Below are 19,800 nucleotides of genomic sequence, written 5' to 3' on the forward strand. Positions count from 1 at the left end.
AAGAAAGACTCAAAATGCTCCTGAAGGAGCTAAAAAAGGCTTAATTTTAAATTATTTTATGTTTTTATTCTTTAAGAAGGACCCCATAGATTATGAATAATACTGAGAAATTAGAAATATTATCAGAAGCTGCCAAATTTGATCTATGTGGGTCCTTCTTATGCTCAAAAGAGTCAATCCAAAGAAAACCCACATTGAAGGGTTGGATATATCCTACCACTCTCCCCGATGGAAGAACAGTAAGACTTCTAAAAATCCTTTTATCCAATGATTGTATTCATAACTGCTACTACTGTGCCAATAGAAGAGATAGAAATTTCCAAAGAGTAAGCTTTACAGCTGATGAATTAGTAAGGCTTTTTTTAGAACTTAGGAGAAAAAATCTTGTTGACGGACTTTTCTTAAGCTCTGCAGTAACCAAATCTCCTAAGTATACCATGGAACAAATGTTAAAAACAGTAGAAATTCTAAGAGAAAAACACAATTTTAAAGGATATATTCATTTGAAAATCTTACCCGAATCTTCCTTGGACTACATAGAAGCAGCTATAAGGTATGCTGATAGAGTCTCTGTAAACTTAGAAGCTCCAAAGGAGGACTACCTTAAAGAAATCGCCCCCGAGAAAAATTTAAATCTTCTTATGAGTAAGCTTGAAATGATCAAAAAATTATCTGAAAGAAATCTAAAACCCAAATCTGGAATAACTACTCAATTTGTAGTAGGAGCCACAAGGGAAAAAGATATAGAAATTCTTTCCCTTACTTTCAAACTTTATCAAGAATATAACCTCTCGCGAGCTTATTTTAGTGCTTTTCAACCTATACCTCAAACCCCCTTAGAAGAACTACATCCTACCCCTACATGGAGAGAAGTAAGATTATATGAAGCGGATTTTCTAATTAGAAAATACAATTTTTCAATTGACGAACTTATCTTTGATGAAAATGGGAATCTTCCCCTAAGAGAAGACCCAAAAATCATTTGGGCAAAGGCAAATCCTCAATTTTTCCCAATAGAGATAAATACAGCAACCTACGAACAACTTTTAAGAATACCTGGAATCGGACCTATAAGCGCAAAGAAGATTATAAAGGTAAGAAAAGAACAAAAGATAAAAGACATAAAAGACTTGAAAAAGTTAGGAATTCAAGTAGAAAGATGTAAGAATTACATCTTAATAAATGGAAGAAGACCTTTCTCAGAGAAGCAACTCTCACTCCTCTAAGAAAGGGCTTTCATCAAGCTACTCCTCTATTCCGTTTTCCTCGATAACTTTTTTATAAAAGTAGGCACTATCTTTAAGTATTCTTTTTTGAGTATCATAATCTACATATATAATTCCAAATCTCTTACTATACCCATGAGCCCACTCAAAATTATCCATAAGGGACCATATAAAATATCCTCTTAAATCTACTCCATCCCTAATAGCAAAATATGCCCTTTTAATATGTTCTCTTAAGTACTCTATCCTCTTATTATCCTCTACCTTTCCATTCTCTAATTTATCATTATAAGCTGCTCCATTCTCAGTGATATAAATAGGAATTTTATAATCCCTATAAAGCTGAATAAGAATGTCATATAGCCCATCAGGATATATTTCCCATCCCATCTCTGTACGTTCATTGGGCCCCTCTATTCTTTTTAGACCTAAAAATTTATTACTCTCGTCATGAGCCACAATGTTTCTAGTGTAATAGTTTATACCCAAAAAATCTATAGGAGAGGATATAATATCAAAATCGGAGATAGGAAAATCAAAGCTCAAATAATTTTTCTCTAAGATCTTCCATATTACTTCTGGATATTTCTTCCTAAAAATAGGCTCAATAAACCATCTATTCTCAAAAGCATCTTGCACTTGTACTGCCCTCAAATCTTCCTCAGAATTAGTATAAGGATAAACTGCTGCAACATTTATGGTAATTCCAATATTTCCATTATATCCTCCCTCTTTATATGCCTGAACTGCAAGACCATGAGCAAGAAGAAGATTATGCCCAGCCACAAAAGCACCCTTAAGATCTTTTTTACCTGGAGCATGCCACCCCCATGCATAACCAAGAAAAGCATTAACAAAGGGCTCGTTTAAGGTGATCCATATAGGCACCATATCCCCAAATTTATAAAAAATAAAGCTTGCATATTCTGAGAAGTACTTTGCGGTATCCCTATTTAGCCATCCCCCTTTATCTTCAAGAGCTTGAGGAAGATCCCAATGATACAAAGTTATAGCTGGCTTAATATTTTTCTCAAGAAGTTTATTAATTAATCTTTCATAAAAGGAGACACCCTTAGGATTAATCTTTCCTCTTCCTTCGGGAAATATTCTGGGCCAAGAAATTGAAAACCTATAAGCCTTAAGTCCTATTTCAGCCATGAGCTTTACATCTTCCTCATAGCGGTGATAATGATCACATGCTACATCTCCATTTTGATTTTGATATATTGCTCCAGGAGTATGGGAAAATCTATCCCAAGTACTTTCTCCTTTACCATCCTCATTCCAAGCCCCTTCTATCTGATAAGATGCTGTCGCTGTTCCCCATAAAAAGTCCTTAGGAAAAACCAACTTAACCATATTCCCTACTCCTCCTCTATTTCAAATTTTTTGACTTTTGTTATCTTACTAAACTAAATTGCTTTTGGAAAGAGGGATTATACCCTTGATTTTTCAAAAAGTTTTTTATATAATTTTGTACAACAATAATTAATCGCTCCTCGGTAGCTCAACGGTAGAGCGGCCGGCTGTTAACCGGCGGGTTGCAGGTTCGAATCCTGCCCGAGGAGCCAAATTTTTTATTAAGATAAGAGTTGTAAATATCATCTTTAGAGTATTTCCTCAATTTATAATTTATAAAAAGAAGGGGCTAAAACAACCCTTACATAGAAGTAGCCTCTATTCTTAAACTCCTAAGCATTGGTCATTATCTCTATACTTATGTAAACTATTTTCATTGATTTTTATTGACTTAATCTAAGCATTAATATAACATTAAAAGAAAAAAGGAGGATCTTTAAGTATGGGGAAGTATCAAATAATTGGTGAAAAAATTCCTAATCTTCCTTGGGAAGATAGGCCTAAAGGAAGCAGTGACATTGTATGGAGATATTCGAAAAATCCAATCATCAAAAGAAACCACATTAAAAGAGCAAACAGTATTTTTAATAGTGCTGTTGTAACCTTTAATGGCAAATTTGCAGGAGTATTTAGAGTTGATGATAAGGCAAGATCCATGAATCTTCATGCAGGATTCAGCGAGGATGGTATAAATTGGGTTATAGAAGAGGAACCTATAAACTTTATTCAAAAAACCCGTGATCCCTTAATTAGCGAATATAAATACGATCCAAGGGTTACCTTTATTGAGGATCGTTATTACATAACCTGGTGTAATGGGTATTATGGTCCTACCATTGGAGTAGGATATACTTTTGATTTTAAAGAATTTTACCAGTTAGAAAATGCCTTCTTACCATACAATAGAAATGGAGTCCTTTTCCCAAGAAAGATTAACGGTAAATACGCTATGCTAAGTAGACCTTCTGATAGAGGACATACTCCCTTTGGAGATATTTTTTATAGTGAAAGCCCTGATATGATCCATTGGGGATGTCATAGGTTTGTTATGTCTGCAGGTCTTACAGGTTGGCAATCTCTAAAAATTGGAGCGGGTCCAACTCCAATTGAGACCAGTGAGGGATGGCTCCTTATTTATCATGGGGTACTTCTCTCTTGTAATGGATATGTATACAGCTTTAGTGCAGCTCTTTTGGATTTAGAAAAGCCATGGAAAGTTAAATATAGAGCAAGATCTTATCTTCTCTCTCCTCAAGAGTATTATGAGTGCGTAGGTGATGTCCCTAATGTGGCATTTCCGTGCGCAGCACTATGCGATTCAGAAACAGGAAGACTTGCTATCTATTATGGCGGTGCAGATACTGTAGTTGCTCTCGCTTTTGCTTATGTAGATGAGATTATTGATTTCCTAAAAGAAGATGGTATAAAATATGAGTAATTTAAAAACTATGGGGGGAGAGATTTCTCCCCCGCTGGGAATATGGAAAAATATATTTATATTGTTCCCATTGGAAATATAGAAAAAGATTTACTTGATTTTCTAAAGAAAAAAATAGAAGAAGTTTTTAATATAAAAGTAAAGGATTACAAAAACTTATCTATTCCTGAAGAGGCTTACAATCCCCAAAGGAAACAATATTACTCTTATCATTTTTTAAACCTACTGTCTTCTCTAAATCCACTTGATGCTTACAAAATCCTTGGAATCACTAATGTGGATTTATACACAGATTACTTAAACTTTATCTTTGGCGAAGCAATTGTGAATGGAAAAGAGTGTGTAATAAGTATTGCTCGATTAGACAACAAATTTTATAACCTACCTGCTGATAATGAACTTCTAAAATTAAGAACCCTAAAAGAAGCAGTACACGAATTAGGACACACTATGGGGTTAAAACACTGTGAAACCCCATCTTGTGTCATGTATTTTTCAAATACTCTCGCTGATACCGACAAAAAGAGCTATAACTTCTGTCCTAAATGTAAATCAAGACTTTCTAACTTTTTTTAGGTTATAGCCCTCTATTTCTAATTTATCTTCTAATTCTTTTAGGGAATATGGTGCCTTAAATTTTATACTATATTTAGTTTTAGGATAGATATTTACAAAATTGTCCTCCCATTCAGCATTCTCAAGTTTTAAAGCCACCCATAAAGATAGAAAATCACTTTCCATATTCAGCAGATAGGAGTTTTCTCCAATCTCCTCCACGTTATACACAACTACCGCATCTGGAAGATCCAAATGTTTAAAGGGAGCAAAGAAATATTCATTTTGATCCATAAGCTCCCCCTTTTCATTATAAAGCTTGACATAGAAAAATTCTTTGTATTTATCAATATCTTCTAATTTAAATTCTCCGAGAACTACTGAGGAGTTTTCAGGAATTTCAATCTCTACTTCTCTTTTTCCCCTCCTCTTTCCCCGAAAAGTACTTATGGCATATTCCATTTTTCCATAAAATTTTTCAAGAGTATCATTAACTCCAAAGACCAAAAGTTTTCCATTTCGGGGCTCAATATTAACCTTAATATTCCTAAAAGCCCTTTTTACAAAGTAATAAGAGGGTTTTAAATTTTTGTAATAATCTATGATACTCCAGCTCACCACAGGCCAACAATCGTTCCATTGCCAGATTAAACTTCCAGAGGTATGAAATTTATTATTTCTCCAATGCTCTATTCCCGTCTTTAAAGCAAGTCCTTGAATTACCTGAGAAAGATAAATATATTCATCCATGTCCTCAGTTATTTTGAAATGTCCGGCAATATATCTTATTATCCTTTCAGTTCCCTCTCTTGCTTTATTATGAAACTCCATCTCTACACTTTGAGGATAATACTCTTTTTCTGAAGTTATAAACTTTTTAATAGTTTCAGCTACAGGTGGAGCTTGCATACCAAATTCACTTATAAATCTTCCGTTGTCCCTGAGATAACCATTAAAGTCAACCCAACCATGCCAAATCTCCCAGTTATGTCTATCTCCTATTTCTTGAGAATTAGGATCTTTACCCCCATAAGGGCTACTGGGCCAATAAGGCCTTGTCAAATCAAGCCTGGCACAAACATCAGGGAGAACCCTGTTATATATTTCCTCTCCCCAGAATTTTTCCCTCTCTCCCCACCATTTAGCATAATATCCCCAATGATTTTCATTATTTCCACACCAAAGTACTATAGAGGGATGATTTCTTAGTCTTTTTATTACAAACTCTGCTTCCTTTTGCACCTCACTTAAAAATTCCTCATCATCAGGATACTCTGCACAGGCAAACATAAAGTCCTGCCAAACCATTATCCCAAGCTCATCGCACAAGTCATAGAATATATCGTTTTCATATATTCCTCCACCCCAAACTCTCAACATATTTAATCCAGCTTCCTTAGCTCGAGTAAGTAGAACTCTATAGTCTTCTTCTTTTATTCTTGGAAGGAAGCTATCTGCAGGAATCCAATTAGCACCCTTTGCAAAAATAGGTATGTTATTTATCTTAAATATAAAACTCTCACCCTTAGCATCTTCTTGAGTAAAAAGTTCTACCTTTCTTATTCCAAATCTTTCTTCTACCTTATCAAGAACTTCCCCATTCTCGTCAAGAAGTACCAATTGCAAGGTATATAAATTTTGTTCCCCGTATCCTTGAGGAAACCAAAGTTTTGGATTTTTAATGGTCAATGGAATTTTTAGAAATATTCTTCCCTCAGGAAGAGTAAACCTTAGTCTTTGTTCAAGTACAGGTTTTTTATGTGAGATTCTAAAAGCTATATCTACAGGAATAGATTCTTGCAGCTCAATATCTAACTCAATATTTATTTGAGCATTCTCTCCAAGGTTCCTTACAGGTACCCAAACATCAAGAAGTCTTGCTTTATTCCAACCTTTTAATTTTACTGATTTCCATATTCCAGAAGTAGCAAGGCGTGGTCCCCAATCCCAACCAAAAGAATATTGAGCTTTTCTCCCAAAAACCCTTGGAGAGTAATCTCCTCCATGAAGCTTAAAAGGATATTTATCAGCTCTTTCCTCAAGTACCTTTATAGGCGAAAGAAGCTTCACTTCAAGTATGTTTTCTCCCTCTACTAAAAAATCCTTAACATTAAATTCCCAACTTATAAACATATTGTTAGTTTCACCAACTTTTTTACCGTTAAGATATATCTCAGAAAAGGTATCTACACCCTCAAATTCTAAATAGATAGAAGAGTAATTTAGAAAGTCTTTTTTTATCTCAAATTTCTTGCGATACAACCAATCCTCTTTCTCCACCCACTGTACCTCAAGTTCATTTTTTCCTATAAAGGGATCTGGAATGATATTGTTTTCCATTAAATCCAAGTGTACACATCCAGGAACTTTTGCTTTATACCATCTTTTATCCTTAATTCCCTTAAATTCCCACTCTCCGTCAAGCCTCAATATCTCCATAAATAAAAATCCTCCCTCGAGAGAATTTATTAAGTATAGCTTAATCATACTTTAAATGTAAAGATTTCGAATTGCCTCATATAAAAATCTACTTAAAAATTTTAAAATAAAAAGGAGGAATTTTTTAAATGGAAGAAACAATAAAATTAGGAAGAGAATATACAATGTATTACCTACCTTAATAAAGTATGAGAATTAGTCCTGCTACTATTGATAGAATTCTTTCTCCTGAAAAGAAGAAACTTGAACTTAAAAAAGATACCCATAAGAACATTCTCTTGTAGGTCATGATGGAAGTAATGTTAAAGGAGAGTTTGTTACACCTTGAATGCTACAGATATAAAAACATGCTGGGTAGAGATGAAAGCAGTTTTTAGGTATAGATTCTGATTATGGCTCTGAATTTATCAATGCTCATCTTTTAAGGTATTGTAAGGCTGAAAGGATAAGTTTTACAAGGACAAGGTCTTATAGGAAAAATGATAATTGTTTTGTAGAGTAGAAGAATTATAGTGTAGTGAGAAGGGCTGTAGGATATTTGAGGTATAATACAGAGAAAGAATTAAAATTTCTAAATGAGCTTTATCAGTATTATAGATTATTTGTGAACTTTTTTCTTCTCGTAGTAAAGCTTGTTAAGAAGGAAAGAAGAGGTAGTAAGGTAATAAAGAGTTATGATAAACCAAAGACCTCTTATGAGAGAGTATTGGAATGTGAAGAGATAGAAGAAATAAAAGAGGGATATAGAGAAAGCATGGGGAAAGTTATGGAAGGCTCACAGATACAAGGAAGAGAAGAATGATTTCGTATAGAATTTTAATGAGGCAACGAATACCTATTTCATATAGAAAATTATGTGAGGCAACAAGGATTTATCCCTCTTGGGAGGATTACAAATTTAAACTAAAGAACCTTTATATCACCCATGGTACAGCTTAGCTCCATATAAGATTTTTCACCTGCTCCATAGATATAAGTATCACCCTTTATAATATCCGCCTTCTTTGCAAATGATAAATCACCTAAGGAAACTGTTGCATCAATTTTTCCATCAAAGTTTTCAGGAAGAGCAATCTTTAAATCCCCCATATGACAATTCAATTTGACAAGAGAGGGACTTTTTAAAAGTTTTATCTCAAAATCTCCCATATTAACTCCACCTTGAATTCTGTCTGCCTCTACCTCTAAATTAGCGTCTCCCATCTTTACAAAAATCTCGAGCTCATTACAGATTAATTTTCCTTTCAAATCTCCAGCTGAAACATTAACTTTTACTAATTTCAATTTAGGAATAGCTAAATTAAAATCTCCAGCATGGATTTTTAGCAAATCACCATTAGTAGAAAATACCCCTTCACCTATTACAACCACCTTTAGTTCCTCAGAAAGACTCATATTTACATCTACTGCCAATACTTCAATATAAAGGGGTCTCTCAAAATCCCAATCAAAGGTCTCATCAACTTTAGTACCTCCTCTTATTCCACTTGCAACCAAGGTAGGTACCATAGAGAACGCAGAAGTAATAGCTTCAGCCACAATACTTCCAATATCTAAAACTCCTATCCCTTTTCTTTTAGTTTCTCTCTTTTCCTCAATAGCTTCAATTAATTTTTCCGCATCTTCAGCGGTAATCTTACCCTCCTCAAGAAGTTTTAATATCTTCTTAATTTCCTCTTCCATATATACTACGCCCCCTTCCAATTTAATAAAATTCTTTTTAATAAAAATATAGCATTAATTTCATTTTTTATCAACATATATTTTATAATTTTAGAAAGAAAATTTTAAATTTTACCATAAGAAAAATTTTTATAACCCTAACTAACCCATGTTAATTAATATAAAACAATGTAACTGCCTAATTTTTCATGAATTTTACCTATTTGAAATCTTTAAGTTTTTGTTATATCATTCTAAAGAAAACTCCCAAAGATAAGGAGGTAGAAAAAATTGAGAGAAGATTATTTGGAAAAATTGAGAAAAGAAGAAATCATAGCCTATTTCTCCATGGAGATTGCTTTAATTAGCGACATCCCCACCTATAGTGGAGGACTGGGAGTTCTTGCGGGAGATACAGTAAGAACTGCAGCAGACCTTAATATACCCTTCATAGCGATAACCCAACTTAGTAGAAAGGGATATTTTAAACAAGAGATAGATAAAGATGGAAATCAAATTGAATACCCAGTAAACTGGGATCCTGAAAAATTTCTCACCAAGCTTCCCTTTAAGACTAATGTGGAGATAGAAGGGAGAAATGTCTCTATTCAACCTTGGGTTTATTATTGGACTTCCCTACATGGACATAAAGTACCTGTAATTTTTCTCGATACTAATCTTCCTGAAAACTCTGAAGAAGATAAAAATATAACCGATGTCCTTTATGGAGGAGATTTAGCCCATAGGCTAAAACAAGAGATAATCTTAGGTATTGGAGGGGCAAAGGTAATAAAACAATTGGGCCTTAGAGTAAGAAAGTATCATTTAAATGAGGGACATTCTTCTTTATTAACCTTAGAACTACTCAAAGATGAACTTTCTTCAGGGAAGAGTTTAGAAGAAGCAGAAAAAAATGTGAAAGAAAAATGTGTATTTACCACCCATACTCCTGTAGAAGCTGGACACGATAAGTTTCCTTATGATATGGTAACAAAAATAATGGGAAACTACATTTCCATAGATATTATTAAGAAATTCGCAGGAAATGATATTCTTAACATGACCCTTCTTGCCCTAAATCTTTCTGGATATGTTAATGGTGTGGCCAAAAGGCATCAGGAAATCTCTCTCCAAATGTTTCCTGGACATAGAATTCATGCCATTACCAATGGAGTTCACTCTTTTACCTGGACTTCTCCAAGTTTTAGAAAACTTTTCGACAAATACATCCCAGGATGGGCCACCGAACCAGAGCTTTTATCAAGAGCTCAATTCATTCCCAATGAAGAGATATGGAATGCTCACATGGAAGCAAAAAGAGATCTGATAAAATTAATTTCCAATGAGACAGGAGTTCAATTTGATGAGAATGTACTTACTATCGGCTTTGCAAGAAGAGCTACTGCCTATAAAAGACCTCATTTACTTTTTTCTGATATCAACAGACTTAAGAAAGTAAAAAGAAAAGGACCAATTCAAATTGTCTACGCTGGAAAAGCTCACCCCAAAGATATTGAGGGGAAGAAACTTATAAAGGAGATTTATGAATATATAAAAGCTCTTGAGAATGATATAAAGATCGTTTATTTACAAGACTATAATTTAGATATGGCAAAAAAGATCATAGCAGGTGTAGATGTATGGCTAAATACTCCCCAAAGACCTCTTGAGGCTTCGGGCACTAGTGGTATGAAAGCAGCCCACAATGGAGTAATCAACTTTAGTGTCCTTGATGGATGGTGGATAGAGGGACATGTGGAAGGGTATACCGGATGGTCCATTGGACCTTCTCCCTTTGAGGAAAAAAGTATCGAAAACCATGTTCAAGAAGAAATAGACGATCTATATAACAAACTTGAATATATAATTATCCCTACCTATTATCACCATAGAGACGAATGGATAGAAATAATGAAAAACTCAATATCTAACCTTGCATCTTACTTTAATACTCATAGAATGATGAAAAGATATATTACTGAGGCATATTTTAAAATAGGATAAAGGGGAGGTTTTTTTTGCCCTCCCCTCTAATTTTTTTAAACCCCTGATAAAGATCCTGAAAGTAATCCTCTCATGAAATATTTTCCAAGAAAGATATACACTAAAAGAGGAGGAAGAGCAGTTATTAAAGCTCCAGCCATTTGAATATTCCACTCTACAAAATAACTTCCAGCAAGATTATTAAGAGCTACAGTTACAGGCTGAACTGAAGGATTAGGGGCTACCACAAGTCCGAAAAGAAAATCATTCCATATGGAAGTAAACTGCCAAATCATAACAACAGCAAAAGCAGGCATAGAAACAGGTAAAACTATTCTTCTATATATTCCTAAGAAATCAGCACCGTCAATTTTAGCTGCCTCGATAAGTTCTGTGGGAATTGTAGAGTAATAATTCCTAAAAATAAGAGTAGTTATAGGTATACCATAAACTACATGAACAAAAATCAATCCATAAATAGTACTATAAAGTTTCATTCTTTGTAGTACTTGAACCAGAGGTATTAAAATACTTTGATAAGGAATAAACATACCAAAAAGAAGAAGAGGAAATATAATATTAGCCCCCTGAAATTTCCACTTAGTAAGAACATATCCATTCATGGAACCAAGAAGAGCTGATATTATTGTAGCAGGAATAACTAAATACAAGCTATTAAGAAAGTTTTGAGAAAGCCCCCTAAGTCCCTTTTTGCTATCTCCCAACCATGCCTTAACAAAACTCTCAAAACTTATTGTTTTGGGTGGATTCCACATTCTTTTGAGATCTACTTCTGCAAAACTTTTCATGCTTGTGATAAGAAGAACATAAACTGGAGTAAGATAGAAAATCGCAAATAAGATAAGCACTAAATAAATTAAAACTCTACTTAATTTCATTATCTCTTGACCTCCGACCTTAAGCTATATCTCAAATATGGAACAATCAAAACTCCAACCATCACAAGAAGAATTATAGCTATGCTTGCTCCTTGAGCAAAATGGTTTCCCCTAAATGTAGTATCATACATGAATAGGGCAGGCACATCACAAGAAAAACCTGCTCCTGCTCCTGTCATTGCAACCACAAGATCAAATATCTTCAAAGATATATGTCCCAAAATGATTACAGCTCCTAAAGTAATAGGTCTTAAAAGAGGTAAAACAATATACCTATATACCTGCCATAAATTTGCTCCATCTACTTGTGCTGCCTCAAAAAGCTCATAGGGTATACTTCTTATTCCTGCAAGATACATCGCCATAACATAACCTGACATCTGCCAAACAGCAGCAATAACCACAGCTTTTATCCCAATTTTGGGATCTGTGTACCATCCACTTTTTAAAAAAGAAAGTCCTATCTTATCCAGAAGTTGATTCAATCCAACAGGGTTTCCTGCTGTACCGGGATTAAGTATCCATCTCCAAACTACACCCGTTACTACAAAAGAAATAGCCATTGGAAATAAATAAATGTTTCTAAATAAATTTTCTCCTCTTATCCTTTGATCAAGAAAGATAGCCAATAAAAAACCAATAATCAAAGAGGCCAATAAGAATAAAGTTGTAAAGACTAAAGTATTTCTCATTGAAATCTGAAACCTTAAATTTTGGAAAAGTTCCAAATAATTTCTAAATCCGACCAGGTTATAACTTGGAAAAATATCATTCCAGTCAGTTAGAGAAATAAATCCTGTCCATCCAATAAATATATAAACAAATATGATTACAAGGATTAGTGAAGGAAGTATGAAAAGAAAGGATAAAATTTTATCTTTTTGCAAAGAAGATCCCTCCTAAAAAATTAATTAAAAAAGGGAGAGGGCTTTATTCCCTCTCCCAAAGAAAATTTTTACTGTTTTACACCATTTTTAATAGCAACATTCACAAGTGCTTTCTGGGTTGTCTTCACATCTGGTCTCACCACAAACAGAGAGATTACATCTTTAAATTCGGTTACCCAGCCTTCAGAAGCTGCAGCTCCATGCATTACACTTGGTACAATCTTATGTTTCAACCAGTCCTCCATACAAGATCTTTGATAAGGTGGAAACTTTGATTTGTCTACATCAGTTCTTGCAGGAATTGATCCCTTCTTAAGATTGAATGCTTCTTGCCCCTCCTTAGAACCTAACACCTTTAAGAAGGCTATCACATTATCTCTATTTTTCGCCCCCTTAGGAAGTCCAAAACTATCAGAAAGAGCGTCAAAAATACCAGCATTACCAGGTGCAAGGACCCAGCCAAAATCATTAAAACCCTTAGCGTAGAAGTATCCTACTGCCCAATCCCCCATGATAGTCATAGCAGCACTACCATCTACAATTAAAGCACAAGCCTCATCCCATGTCCTTGCTGAATGATCTGAATTCACATAAGTTAGCATTTTCTTGAAAGTCTCAAGAGCATCAGTAACTCTTGGATCTGACCACTTAGTCTTACCATCCCAAAGTCCTTTATAACCTTCAGCCCCAAGTTTTCCAATAAGCACTGTCTCAAATACATGAGCTGCTTCCCAACCATCCTTAGTTCCAAGGGCAAAGGGAGTTATACCTTTTGACTTTAGTGCATCTGCTACTTTAAAGAAATCCTCAAAAGTTTTAGGAGGAGTTAAATTGTTTTCTTCAAATATTTTCTTATTATACCAAAGCACGTTTGCCCTATGAATATTTACAGGAACAGACCAATAATCACCTTTGTAAGATACAATATCAAGAATTCCCTTTGGCATTACCTTTGCCCAACCCTCTTGTTTATACAAGAAGGTTATAGGTTCCATGAAACCTGTTTTTACCCATGTATCAATCAACTCGTGTCCTGCATGTACTTGGAAAGTATCAGGCGGATCTCCACCAAGCATTCTAGTCTTTAACACTGCTTTAGCATTAGCACCAGCCCCTCCTGCGACGGTAGCATTAATTATTTCTACATTTGGATATTTTTTGTGGAATATATCAATTAAAGCTTGTAAGCCCTCTGCTTCTCCCCCTGCAGTCCACCAACTAAAGATCTCTAATTTACCTTTAAGTTGAGCCATAGAGGAAACTGAAAGTAAGAGAATAGAAATTAACAAAATCATTATAATTTTGCGAAACATTTCAAACCCCCCTTTGAGTATGATTTTTAAAGAAACTTAAGAAGAACAAAAATCTAATTTAAAATTTCACCTCCTTCCTTAAAAGTTTAAACTACAAATCTTATACTGTTGAAAGCACAGGGCCCTCAAATATGTCCCAGAATGCCCATATACCTGCTCCAACAAGCTCAGCAGGATAATCCAAAAAAGATGTCAATTCAATTCTTACCTTTCCAGCATCAGAGGTTATACTTTTTTCCTCAACAATCTTCTTAACTTCTTGTCTTATAAACTCCCATACATCCTTAGTATCTTTTTTAATAAGAGGCCCACCAAGAATTATTACATCTGGATTAAGCCCATTTATAATGTTTATTAAACCTACAGTTAATTCATCTACATACTTTTTAAGGGCTTTCTCATCAGCTATCTCTGCAGTCTCCTTTTCCAGATCAAAACCTGCCTTTTCTGCAATATCGCCTCCTAAGGATGCGTACCTTTCCCAACAACCTAAATTCCCACACTTACACTTAATACCATCTTTCATAATGGTCATATGTCCGAATTCACCTGCAGTATTATATCTTCCTCTATACAGTTTTCCATCAAGAATTAATCCTGTTCCTATTCCTTCCCCTACATAAACGTATACAATATTTAGATCGTTATACTCTATTTTAGTTCCTAGCATTCCCTCTGCAACAACAGCCATATTTGCTTCGTTATCCATCTTCACAGGAATCTCTACAGAAAAAGCCCTTCTCATCCTTTCTGCTATCATATCTCCAAGGGGTAAGTTTTTCCAATTTAAGTTGGGTGCAACTACTACATTCTTAAAAGTATTATCCACTATTCCCGGTATTCCTATACCAACTGCATGGGTTTTTTCAAGACCTTCAGGAAAAAGCATTTGGGTGGCTTTTTCAAGTTCATCAAGAAAATCTTGAGGATTCTTAGGAGTAAGAAAACTTTTTATCTCTTTTATATTCATAGCAAAGTCAATTTTTGATAAATAGGTATAGGTAACTCCAACTTTTATAGCAAGAGCATTTCTATACTCAGGATTTAAACCAAGAACTATTGCTTTTCTACCAATTTTTTTCTCACTTGAAGGTTCTATTTCTATAATCATACCTTCATCTATGAGATTGTTAACAAGCCTTGTAACTGTACTTTTACTTAAATTGAATCTTTTGGCTATCTCAGTACGAGAAATATTTCTACAACGCAAAAAAGCATTTAGTATTATGGTTTTATTAACTTCTCTTTGCTGGCTTGCTCTTCCCCCTCTCCCTGTCCTAATAAAAACCATGTTTATTAATCATCCTCCTATTAGTTTCTACTTGAAAATAAAGTATATTTTATTAAACAACTTTTAATTTTTTTTGTCAATAGATAGAATTATAGTGTAACTAAAATTAACTTTCAAAGGAGGATAAAAATGTTTAGCTGGCTTAAAAAACTATTTTCCAGTTCTCCTTCACAAATTTCATCAAGTTCTTTTATAGTTAGTGTAAAATGTAAAAGATGTGGAGAAATCATTGATGTAAGAGTAAGACCTAAGGAAGAAGCAAATCCCGAATTTGGAGACATGGATCAAATAATAAAATATGAACTTTTTAAAGATGTTCTTGGCACAAAATGTCCTAACCTTATGAGGCTTCATATTGAATTTTCCCCTTCTTGGAGTATAATCTCAAAAGAAATAGAAAATGGGGAAATTATTGAAATTAAAAAATAAATAAGTGAGGCAAGATAATGGAATATAGAAAACTTGGGAAAGCTGGAGTTAAGTTAAGTGTTTTAGGACTTGGAGCGTGGCTCACCTTTGGAGAAAAAGTAGACTATGATGTAACTAAAGAGTGCATTGCTACTGCTATAGAAAGTGGAGTAAATTTTATAGACCTTGCTGACGTATACGCTCGAGGAGAAGCAGAAAGGGTAGTAGGCAAAGTCATAAAAGATCTTGGAATTAGAAGACAAGATCTTGTCATATCCAGCAAAGTTTATTGGCCCATGAGTGAGAATGTAAATGACAGAGGACTTTCAAGAAAACACATAATGGAATCCATTGATGGTTCATTAAAAAGGTTAGGCGTAGATTACTTGGATATTTATTTTTGCCACCGTTATGATCCAGAAACTCCTATAGATGAAGTGGTAAGAGCTATGGACGACTTAGTGCATCAAGGAAAGATTCTTTACTGGGGAACCAGCGTGTGGAGTGCAGCCCAGATTGAAAATGCTATTGGAACAGCAATAAAATACAATGCTTATCCTCCTCAGGTAGAACAACCAAGATACAACATGTTGGATAGACATATTGAGCCAGAAATAATACCCACATGTGCTAAACATGGAATTGGAATTACAGTTTTTTCTCCACTGGCTCAAGGTATCCTTACAGGGAAATACAACAATGGGATTCCTGCAGGAAGTAGAGCATCCTGGAGTGATTGGCTTAAAAATGAGCTTACTGAAGAGAATATAGAAAAAGTGAGAAAACTTACCAATATCGCAAAAGAGCTTGGAATAACCATGTCTCAACTTGCTCTTGCGTGGATCTTAAGAAAGCCAGAGATAACTTCAGCAATTGTAGGTGCCTCAAAACCTGATCAATTAAAAGAGACTCTTAAGGCTGGAGATATTAAACTTACAGAAGATGTTCTTGAAGAGATTGAAAAGATACTTGCTAACGCTCCTAAGTAAAAGATGAGGTTAAAGTTAAGTTTTGATTTATTAACCTTAGAGCTCTTTTATGAAGAGACAAAAGATCTTATTTTAAACTCCATCGTAGAGAAAATATATCAAATAGGAAATACGGATATATTTTTAGAATTATTTTCTCCTAATCATGGAAGATTCAAACTTATTCTCTCAGTACACCCTCAACTTTATAGGATTCAAATAACAAAAAAAGAATTTCCATATCCTGTCCGTCCCCCTTCTTTCCTCATGCTTCTGAGAAAGCATTTAGAAGGGGGACGCATAATAAACTACTCTTTAGTACCACAAGAGAGAATTGTAGAATTTAAAATAAAAAGATTTCCTGAGGAAGATAAAAAACTCATATTAGAACTAATGGGAAAATACAGTAATCTCATCCTTTTAAACGAGAACCATATTATTATAGATGCTATAAAACATATAAGTAGCGAAGTAAGTAGATTTAGGGAGATATTACCTGGAATTTCCTATATATACCCACCTAAAACCCAAAAGATTTCAATCCTTGATCTTAATGAAGAGAGACTGGATGAAATTTTAAATAAAGAGACATCCCTTAAAGATGTACTTTTAAAAGAAGTAGCCTATATGAACCCTCAATTGGTGAATGATATTCTTGGGGAAAAAGATAAAGAAAAGATCAAGAAAAGAATATTAGAAATAAGGGAAAAAATTATAAAAAAAGAATTGACCCCAATAGTATATTTTCATGAAGATGAACCCATTACCTTTAGCTTGTTTCCCTTGAAAGAATATGAAACCTTTGAGAAGAAAGAATTTGATAAAATTTATAAAGCTATTGATTTTGTCTATTCCTATGCCTTTGATAAAACCCTTTTTGAACAAAGACAAAGAAGGCTCTTGGAGCTAGTAAAGGAGAATATCAGAAAAGTGGCTGATAAAATAAAAGAATTTGATGAGCAGATAAAAGAAGGAGAAGATGCAGAAAAATTAAAAATTAAAGGAGAAATTCTTCTTTTCCATAAAGATGAGATCAAAAAAGGAGTTGGAAAAATAATACTTCCTAATCCCTATAATTTTGAGGAGATTGTAGAAATAGAGCTTGATCCAAGTCTTTCAGCCTTCGAAAATGCCCAAAAATACTTTAAAAGGTATAAAAAATTAAAGAGAGGAATAAATATTTTAAAAGAACAAAGACAGAAATTAGAAGACGAACTTTATTATTTAAACTCTTTAGAATTTTCTATAGAGAATGCCAAGACCTTTCCAGAGTTAAGAGAGATAGAAGAGGAATTGGAAAAGGGAGGATATATAAGAGAACCAAAGGAAATAATATACAAACGCGAAAAAAGCCCAGAACTTCTTAAATTTTTGAGTTCCGATGGTTTTGAAATATATGTAGGAAAAAACAATAAACAAAATGAAACTCTAACCTTCCAAATTGCAAAACCAGAAGATTTATGGCTCCATGCAAGAGGAATTCCAGGAGCTCATGTGATAATAAAGACCAACAATGAGGAAGTTCCTGAAAATACCATTTATGAAGCCAGTTCTCTTGCAGCCTATTTTAGTAAGGGTAGATATTCAATTTATGTTCCAGTAGATTACACGAAAAGAAAATATGTAAATAAACCTAAAGGCTCAAAACCAGGATTTGTAATATACAAAAACGAAAAAACCATATTTGCGAAACCAGAAGATGCTCTACCTCTTCTCTCTCAAAAGAGTTAAAACCTTTTTAAATTCCTCAGGAAGATCAATCTCAAACTCCATAGGTATACCCTTGGTTGGATGTATAAATGAGACTTTTTTAGCATGCAAAAGTTGCCCTTTTACCCCAAACTTCTTATCTATCCTTCCATAAACCTCATCACCTACTATAGGAAACCCTAAATGAGATATATGAACTCTTATCTGATGAGTTCTTCCCGTTTCAAGATCTGCAGAAATTAAGGTATAGCCTTTAAATCTCTCTAAGACTTTAAAATTGGTGATCGCTATCTTTCCATAAGGCACAATAGCCATTTTCTTTCTATTTATAGGATGCCTTCCTATAGGAGCCTCAATCCTTTTTTCCTCCCAAGGAATTTCCCCCTCACATAAAGCCCAATAAGTTCGCCTTAAAGTTCTGTTTTTAAGCTGTTCTGAAAGCTTTTGGTGAGAGAGATCATTTTTAGCAATTATTAAAAGACCTGTGGTATCTTTATCAAGCCTATGTATGATTCCTGGTCTTAGCTCCCCTCCAATTCCAGAAAGATCTTTTACCCTATAAAGAAGAGCATTCACAAGGGTATCATTATAATGACCATGAGCCGGATGAACCACCATACCTTTAGGCTTATTAATTATCACCATATCTTCATCTTCATATACTATCTCAATAGGAATATCCTGAGGTTTAACTTCGGTCTCTACAGGAGGAGGAATAATAACTTCAATTCTATCCCCAAGTTTTACTTTATAACTATTTTTTATAGGTTTTTCATTTACTTTAATCAGTTCTTTCTCTATGAGATCTTGAATTTGAGAACGAGAAAGGGGAACTTTTTTAGAAAGGTATTTGTCTATTCTTTCACTCTCACCTTCTACATAGATCTCATATCTTTGTTTTTCCATGGGATCTTATATTCTTCTCTTTAATTCCCAAACATCTTTGATTATTACTTGATTTCTTTCAATAGAAAGAATTCCATCTTCTTCGAAACTTTTTAATATCCTCGTAGTAGTTTCCCTTGATACCCCAATCAGATTTCCCAGCTCTTGCCTTGTAAATTCAAGATCAATTAGAATTTCATTATTAATCTTCTTACCCCTCTCTTGAGCAATATCAATAAGTAGCCTTGCTACTTTACCCGGCGCATCCAAGAACATAAGGGTTTCTATCTGCCTATTTGCTTTTCTAAGTCTCAAAGATAAAGTCTTTAAAATCTTTAAAGCAAGTTCCGGATGTTTATAAAGAAGAATTAAGAAGTCATTTCTCTCTATAATGATTACCCTTGTTTCTTCCAAAGCTACCACTGTGGCAGATCTGGGCTCCCCATCAAGAAGAGACATTTCCCCAAAAAATTCCGTAGGATATAAAATAGAAAGAATACCTTCTTTCCCCTCTTCTGTTTCAATAATAACCTTAACTCTCCCTGAACATATAAGAAAGAAAAAGTTTCCTAAATCACCTTTTTGAAAAATAACCGCATCCTTAGGATAAGTCTTCTCCTTAGATATAACTAAAAGCTTTTCTAATTCTTCATCGGAAAAATCTTCAAAGAGAGGGACATTTTTCAAAAACTTTTTTACTTCCATTTTTTCTCTCCTTTTTGACATGGTCTCCAATCAAGATTATAACCTAACCATGAAAAATACAGCAATAAAAAT

General features: G+C 34.2%; 17 protein-coding genes and 1 tRNA gene. 9 read left to right on the forward strand and 9 right to left on the reverse strand.

Annotated elements, in window-relative coordinates; genetic code table 11:
* Window positions 1–92 precede the first annotated feature (92 nt).
* On the forward strand, window positions 93–1,226 hold the full coding sequence (locus DTUR_RS09280; protein ID WP_012584144.1) for a putative DNA modification/repair radical SAM protein: 1,134 nt from the start codon (window positions 93–95) through the stop codon (window positions 1,224–1,226).
* 18 nt (window positions 1,227–1,244) lie between these two features.
* Here the strand turns inward: DTUR_RS09280 and DTUR_RS09285 are convergent, their stop codons facing one another.
* A complete protein-coding gene (locus DTUR_RS09285; protein ID WP_012584145.1) occupies window positions 1,245–2,585 on the reverse strand; it encodes a GH1 family beta-glucosidase in 1,341 nt (446 codons plus the stop codon).
* Between the two features lie 137 nt (window positions 2,586–2,722).
* Between DTUR_RS09285 and DTUR_RS09290 the strand changes: the two genes are divergently transcribed.
* The 3 genes from DTUR_RS09290 to DTUR_RS09300 all read left to right on the forward strand — a co-directional run bounded on the left by DTUR_RS09290 (window position 2,723) and on the right by DTUR_RS09300 (window position 4,599).
* Window positions 2,723–2,797 (forward strand) — tRNA-Asn (locus DTUR_RS09290).
* 230 nt (window positions 2,798–3,027) lie between these two features.
* Complete coding sequence (locus tag DTUR_RS09295; RefSeq protein ID WP_012584146.1) at window positions 3,028–4,023, forward strand: glycoside hydrolase family 130 protein; 996 nt, start codon at window positions 3,028–3,030, stop codon at window positions 4,021–4,023.
* A gap of 42 nt (window positions 4,024–4,065) precedes the next feature.
* Window positions 4,066–4,599: an archaemetzincin family Zn-dependent metalloprotease gene (locus DTUR_RS09300; RefSeq protein ID WP_012584147.1), complete on the forward strand. Its 534-nt coding sequence runs from the start codon at window positions 4,066–4,068 to the stop codon at window positions 4,597–4,599.
* Here the strand turns inward: DTUR_RS09300 and DTUR_RS09305 are convergent.
* Window positions 4,576–7,017: a beta-mannosidase gene (locus DTUR_RS09305; RefSeq protein WP_012584148.1), complete on the reverse strand. Its 2,442-nt coding sequence runs from the start codon at window positions 7,015–7,017 to the stop codon at window positions 4,576–4,578. The two genes, DTUR_RS09300 and DTUR_RS09305, sit on opposite strands and share 24 nt — an antisense overlap.
* Window positions 7,018–7,534: 517 nt before the next feature.
* On the opposite strand from DTUR_RS09305, the gene DTUR_RS09310 reads away from it, so the two are divergent.
* Window positions 7,535–7,819 (forward strand): hypothetical protein, encoded by a 285-nt coding sequence (locus DTUR_RS09310; RefSeq protein ID WP_164931034.1) that lies wholly within the window; start codon window positions 7,535–7,537, stop codon window positions 7,817–7,819.
* A 101-nt stretch (window positions 7,820–7,920) separates the two neighbouring features.
* On the opposite strand, the gene DTUR_RS09315 is transcribed toward DTUR_RS09310, so the two are convergent.
* Window positions 7,921–8,700, reverse strand: a complete 780-nt coding sequence (locus DTUR_RS09315) for an SHOCT-like domain-containing protein (protein WP_012584149.1) — start codon at window positions 8,698–8,700, stop codon at window positions 7,921–7,923.
* Window positions 8,701–8,970: 270 nt separating this feature from the next.
* Here DTUR_RS09315 and glgP point away from each other — a divergent pair, with 270 nt between their 5' ends.
* Complete coding sequence (gene glgP, locus DTUR_RS09320; protein ID WP_012584150.1) at window positions 8,971–10,683, forward strand: alpha-glucan family phosphorylase; 1,713 nt, start codon at window positions 8,971–8,973, stop codon at window positions 10,681–10,683.
* Window positions 10,684–10,718: 35 nt separating this feature from the next.
* Here the strand turns inward: glgP and DTUR_RS09325 are convergent, their stop codons facing one another.
* The 4 genes from DTUR_RS09325 to DTUR_RS09340 form a co-directional block, all read right to left on the reverse strand.
* Window positions 10,719–11,561, reverse strand: a complete 843-nt coding sequence (locus DTUR_RS09325; protein ID WP_012584151.1) for a carbohydrate ABC transporter permease — start codon at window positions 11,559–11,561, stop codon at window positions 10,719–10,721.
* Window positions 11,561–12,448 carry a carbohydrate ABC transporter permease gene (locus tag DTUR_RS09330; protein ID WP_012584152.1) on the reverse strand — a complete coding sequence of 296 codons (888 nt, stop codon included), beginning with the start codon at window positions 12,446–12,448 and terminating at the stop codon, window positions 11,561–11,563. Before DTUR_RS09330 ends, DTUR_RS09325 begins: the two co-directional genes overlap by 1 nt.
* A 68-nt stretch (window positions 12,449–12,516) precedes the next feature.
* Window positions 12,517–13,761: an ABC transporter substrate-binding protein gene (locus DTUR_RS09335; protein ID WP_012584153.1), complete on the reverse strand. Its 1,245-nt coding sequence runs from the start codon at window positions 13,759–13,761 to the stop codon at window positions 12,517–12,519.
* 100 nt (window positions 13,762–13,861) lie between these two features.
* Window positions 13,862–15,052: an ROK family transcriptional regulator gene (locus tag DTUR_RS09340; RefSeq protein ID WP_012584154.1), complete on the reverse strand. Its 1,191-nt coding sequence runs from the start codon at window positions 15,050–15,052 to the stop codon at window positions 13,862–13,864.
* A 129-nt stretch (window positions 15,053–15,181) separates the two neighbouring features.
* Here DTUR_RS09340 and DTUR_RS09345 point away from each other — a divergent pair, with 129 nt between their 5' ends.
* Genes DTUR_RS09345 through DTUR_RS09355 form a run of 3 tightly spaced genes read left to right on the forward strand, consistent with a single transcriptional unit; the run spans window position 15,182 to window position 18,159 of the window.
* Window positions 15,182–15,481 (forward strand): hypothetical protein, encoded by a 300-nt coding sequence (locus DTUR_RS09345; protein WP_012584155.1) that lies wholly within the window; start codon window positions 15,182–15,184, stop codon window positions 15,479–15,481.
* Window positions 15,482–15,498: 17 nt separating this feature from the next.
* Complete coding sequence (locus DTUR_RS09350) at window positions 15,499–16,449, forward strand: aldo/keto reductase family protein (RefSeq protein WP_012584156.1); 951 nt, start codon at window positions 15,499–15,501, stop codon at window positions 16,447–16,449.
* 3 nt (window positions 16,450–16,452) lie between these two features.
* On the forward strand, window positions 16,453–18,159 hold the full coding sequence (locus DTUR_RS09355; protein WP_012584157.1) for an Rqc2 family fibronectin-binding protein: 1,707 nt from the start codon (window positions 16,453–16,455) through the stop codon (window positions 18,157–18,159).
* Here the strand turns inward: DTUR_RS09355 and DTUR_RS09360 are convergent.
* Window positions 18,133–19,044, reverse strand: a complete 912-nt coding sequence (locus tag DTUR_RS09360; RefSeq protein ID WP_012584158.1) for an RluA family pseudouridine synthase — start codon at window positions 19,042–19,044, stop codon at window positions 18,133–18,135. The two genes, DTUR_RS09355 and DTUR_RS09360, sit on opposite strands and share 27 nt — an antisense overlap.
* A 6-nt stretch (window positions 19,045–19,050) precedes the next feature.
* The gene (locus DTUR_RS09365; protein ID WP_012584159.1) at window positions 19,051–19,728 is read right to left on the reverse strand and encodes a Crp/Fnr family transcriptional regulator; all 678 of its coding nucleotides are present in this window, start codon (window positions 19,726–19,728) and stop codon (window positions 19,051–19,053) included.
* Between the last annotated feature and the right edge of the window lie 72 nt (window positions 19,729–19,800).

Origin of the sequence: Dictyoglomus turgidum DSM 6724 (genome assembly GCF_000021645.1) — a bacterium.
In the GTDB taxonomy this organism is placed as follows: domain Bacteria; phylum Dictyoglomota; class Dictyoglomia; order Dictyoglomales; family Dictyoglomaceae; genus Dictyoglomus; species Dictyoglomus turgidum.

Bases quoted from the DNA above. Each gene is read 5' to 3' on its own strand.
- DTUR_RS09300 (WP_012584147.1), top strand. From the start codon at position 4,066: ATGGAAAAATATATTTATATTGTTCCCATTGGAAATATAGAAAAAGAT.
- DTUR_RS09280 (WP_012584144.1), top strand. From the start codon at position 93: ATGAATAATACTGAGAAATTAGAAATATTATCAGAAGCTGCCAAATTT.
- DTUR_RS09365 (WP_012584159.1), bottom strand. From the start codon at position 19,728: ATGGAAGTAAAAAAGTTTTTGAAAAATGTCCCTCTCTTTGAAGATTTT.
- DTUR_RS09355 (WP_012584157.1), top strand. From the start codon at position 16,453: ATGAGGTTAAAGTTAAGTTTTGATTTATTAACCTTAGAGCTCTTTTAT.
- DTUR_RS09295 (WP_012584146.1), top strand. From the start codon at position 3,028: ATGGGGAAGTATCAAATAATTGGTGAAAAAATTCCTAATCTTCCTTGG.
- DTUR_RS09360 (WP_012584158.1), bottom strand. From the start codon at position 19,044: ATGGAAAAACAAAGATATGAGATCTATGTAGAAGGTGAGAGTGAAAGA.
- DTUR_RS09335 (WP_012584153.1), bottom strand. From the start codon at position 13,761: ATGTTTCGCAAAATTATAATGATTTTGTTAATTTCTATTCTCTTACTT.
- DTUR_RS09315 (WP_012584149.1), bottom strand. From the start codon at position 8,700: ATGGAAGAGGAAATTAAGAAGATATTAAAACTTCTTGAGGAGGGTAAG.
- DTUR_RS09345 (WP_012584155.1), top strand. From the start codon at position 15,182: ATGTTTAGCTGGCTTAAAAAACTATTTTCCAGTTCTCCTTCACAAATT.
- DTUR_RS09340 (WP_012584154.1), bottom strand. From the start codon at position 15,052: ATGGTTTTTATTAGGACAGGGAGAGGGGGAAGAGCAAGCCAGCAAAGA.
- DTUR_RS09350 (WP_012584156.1), top strand. From the start codon at position 15,499: ATGGAATATAGAAAACTTGGGAAAGCTGGAGTTAAGTTAAGTGTTTTA.
- DTUR_RS09325 (WP_012584151.1), bottom strand. From the start codon at position 11,561: ATGAAATTAAGTAGAGTTTTAATTTATTTAGTGCTTATCTTATTTGCG.
- DTUR_RS09285 (WP_012584145.1), bottom strand. From the start codon at position 2,585: ATGGTTAAGTTGGTTTTTCCTAAGGACTTTTTATGGGGAACAGCGACA.
- DTUR_RS09305 (WP_012584148.1), bottom strand. From the start codon at position 7,017: ATGGAGATATTGAGGCTTGACGGAGAGTGGGAATTTAAGGGAATTAAG.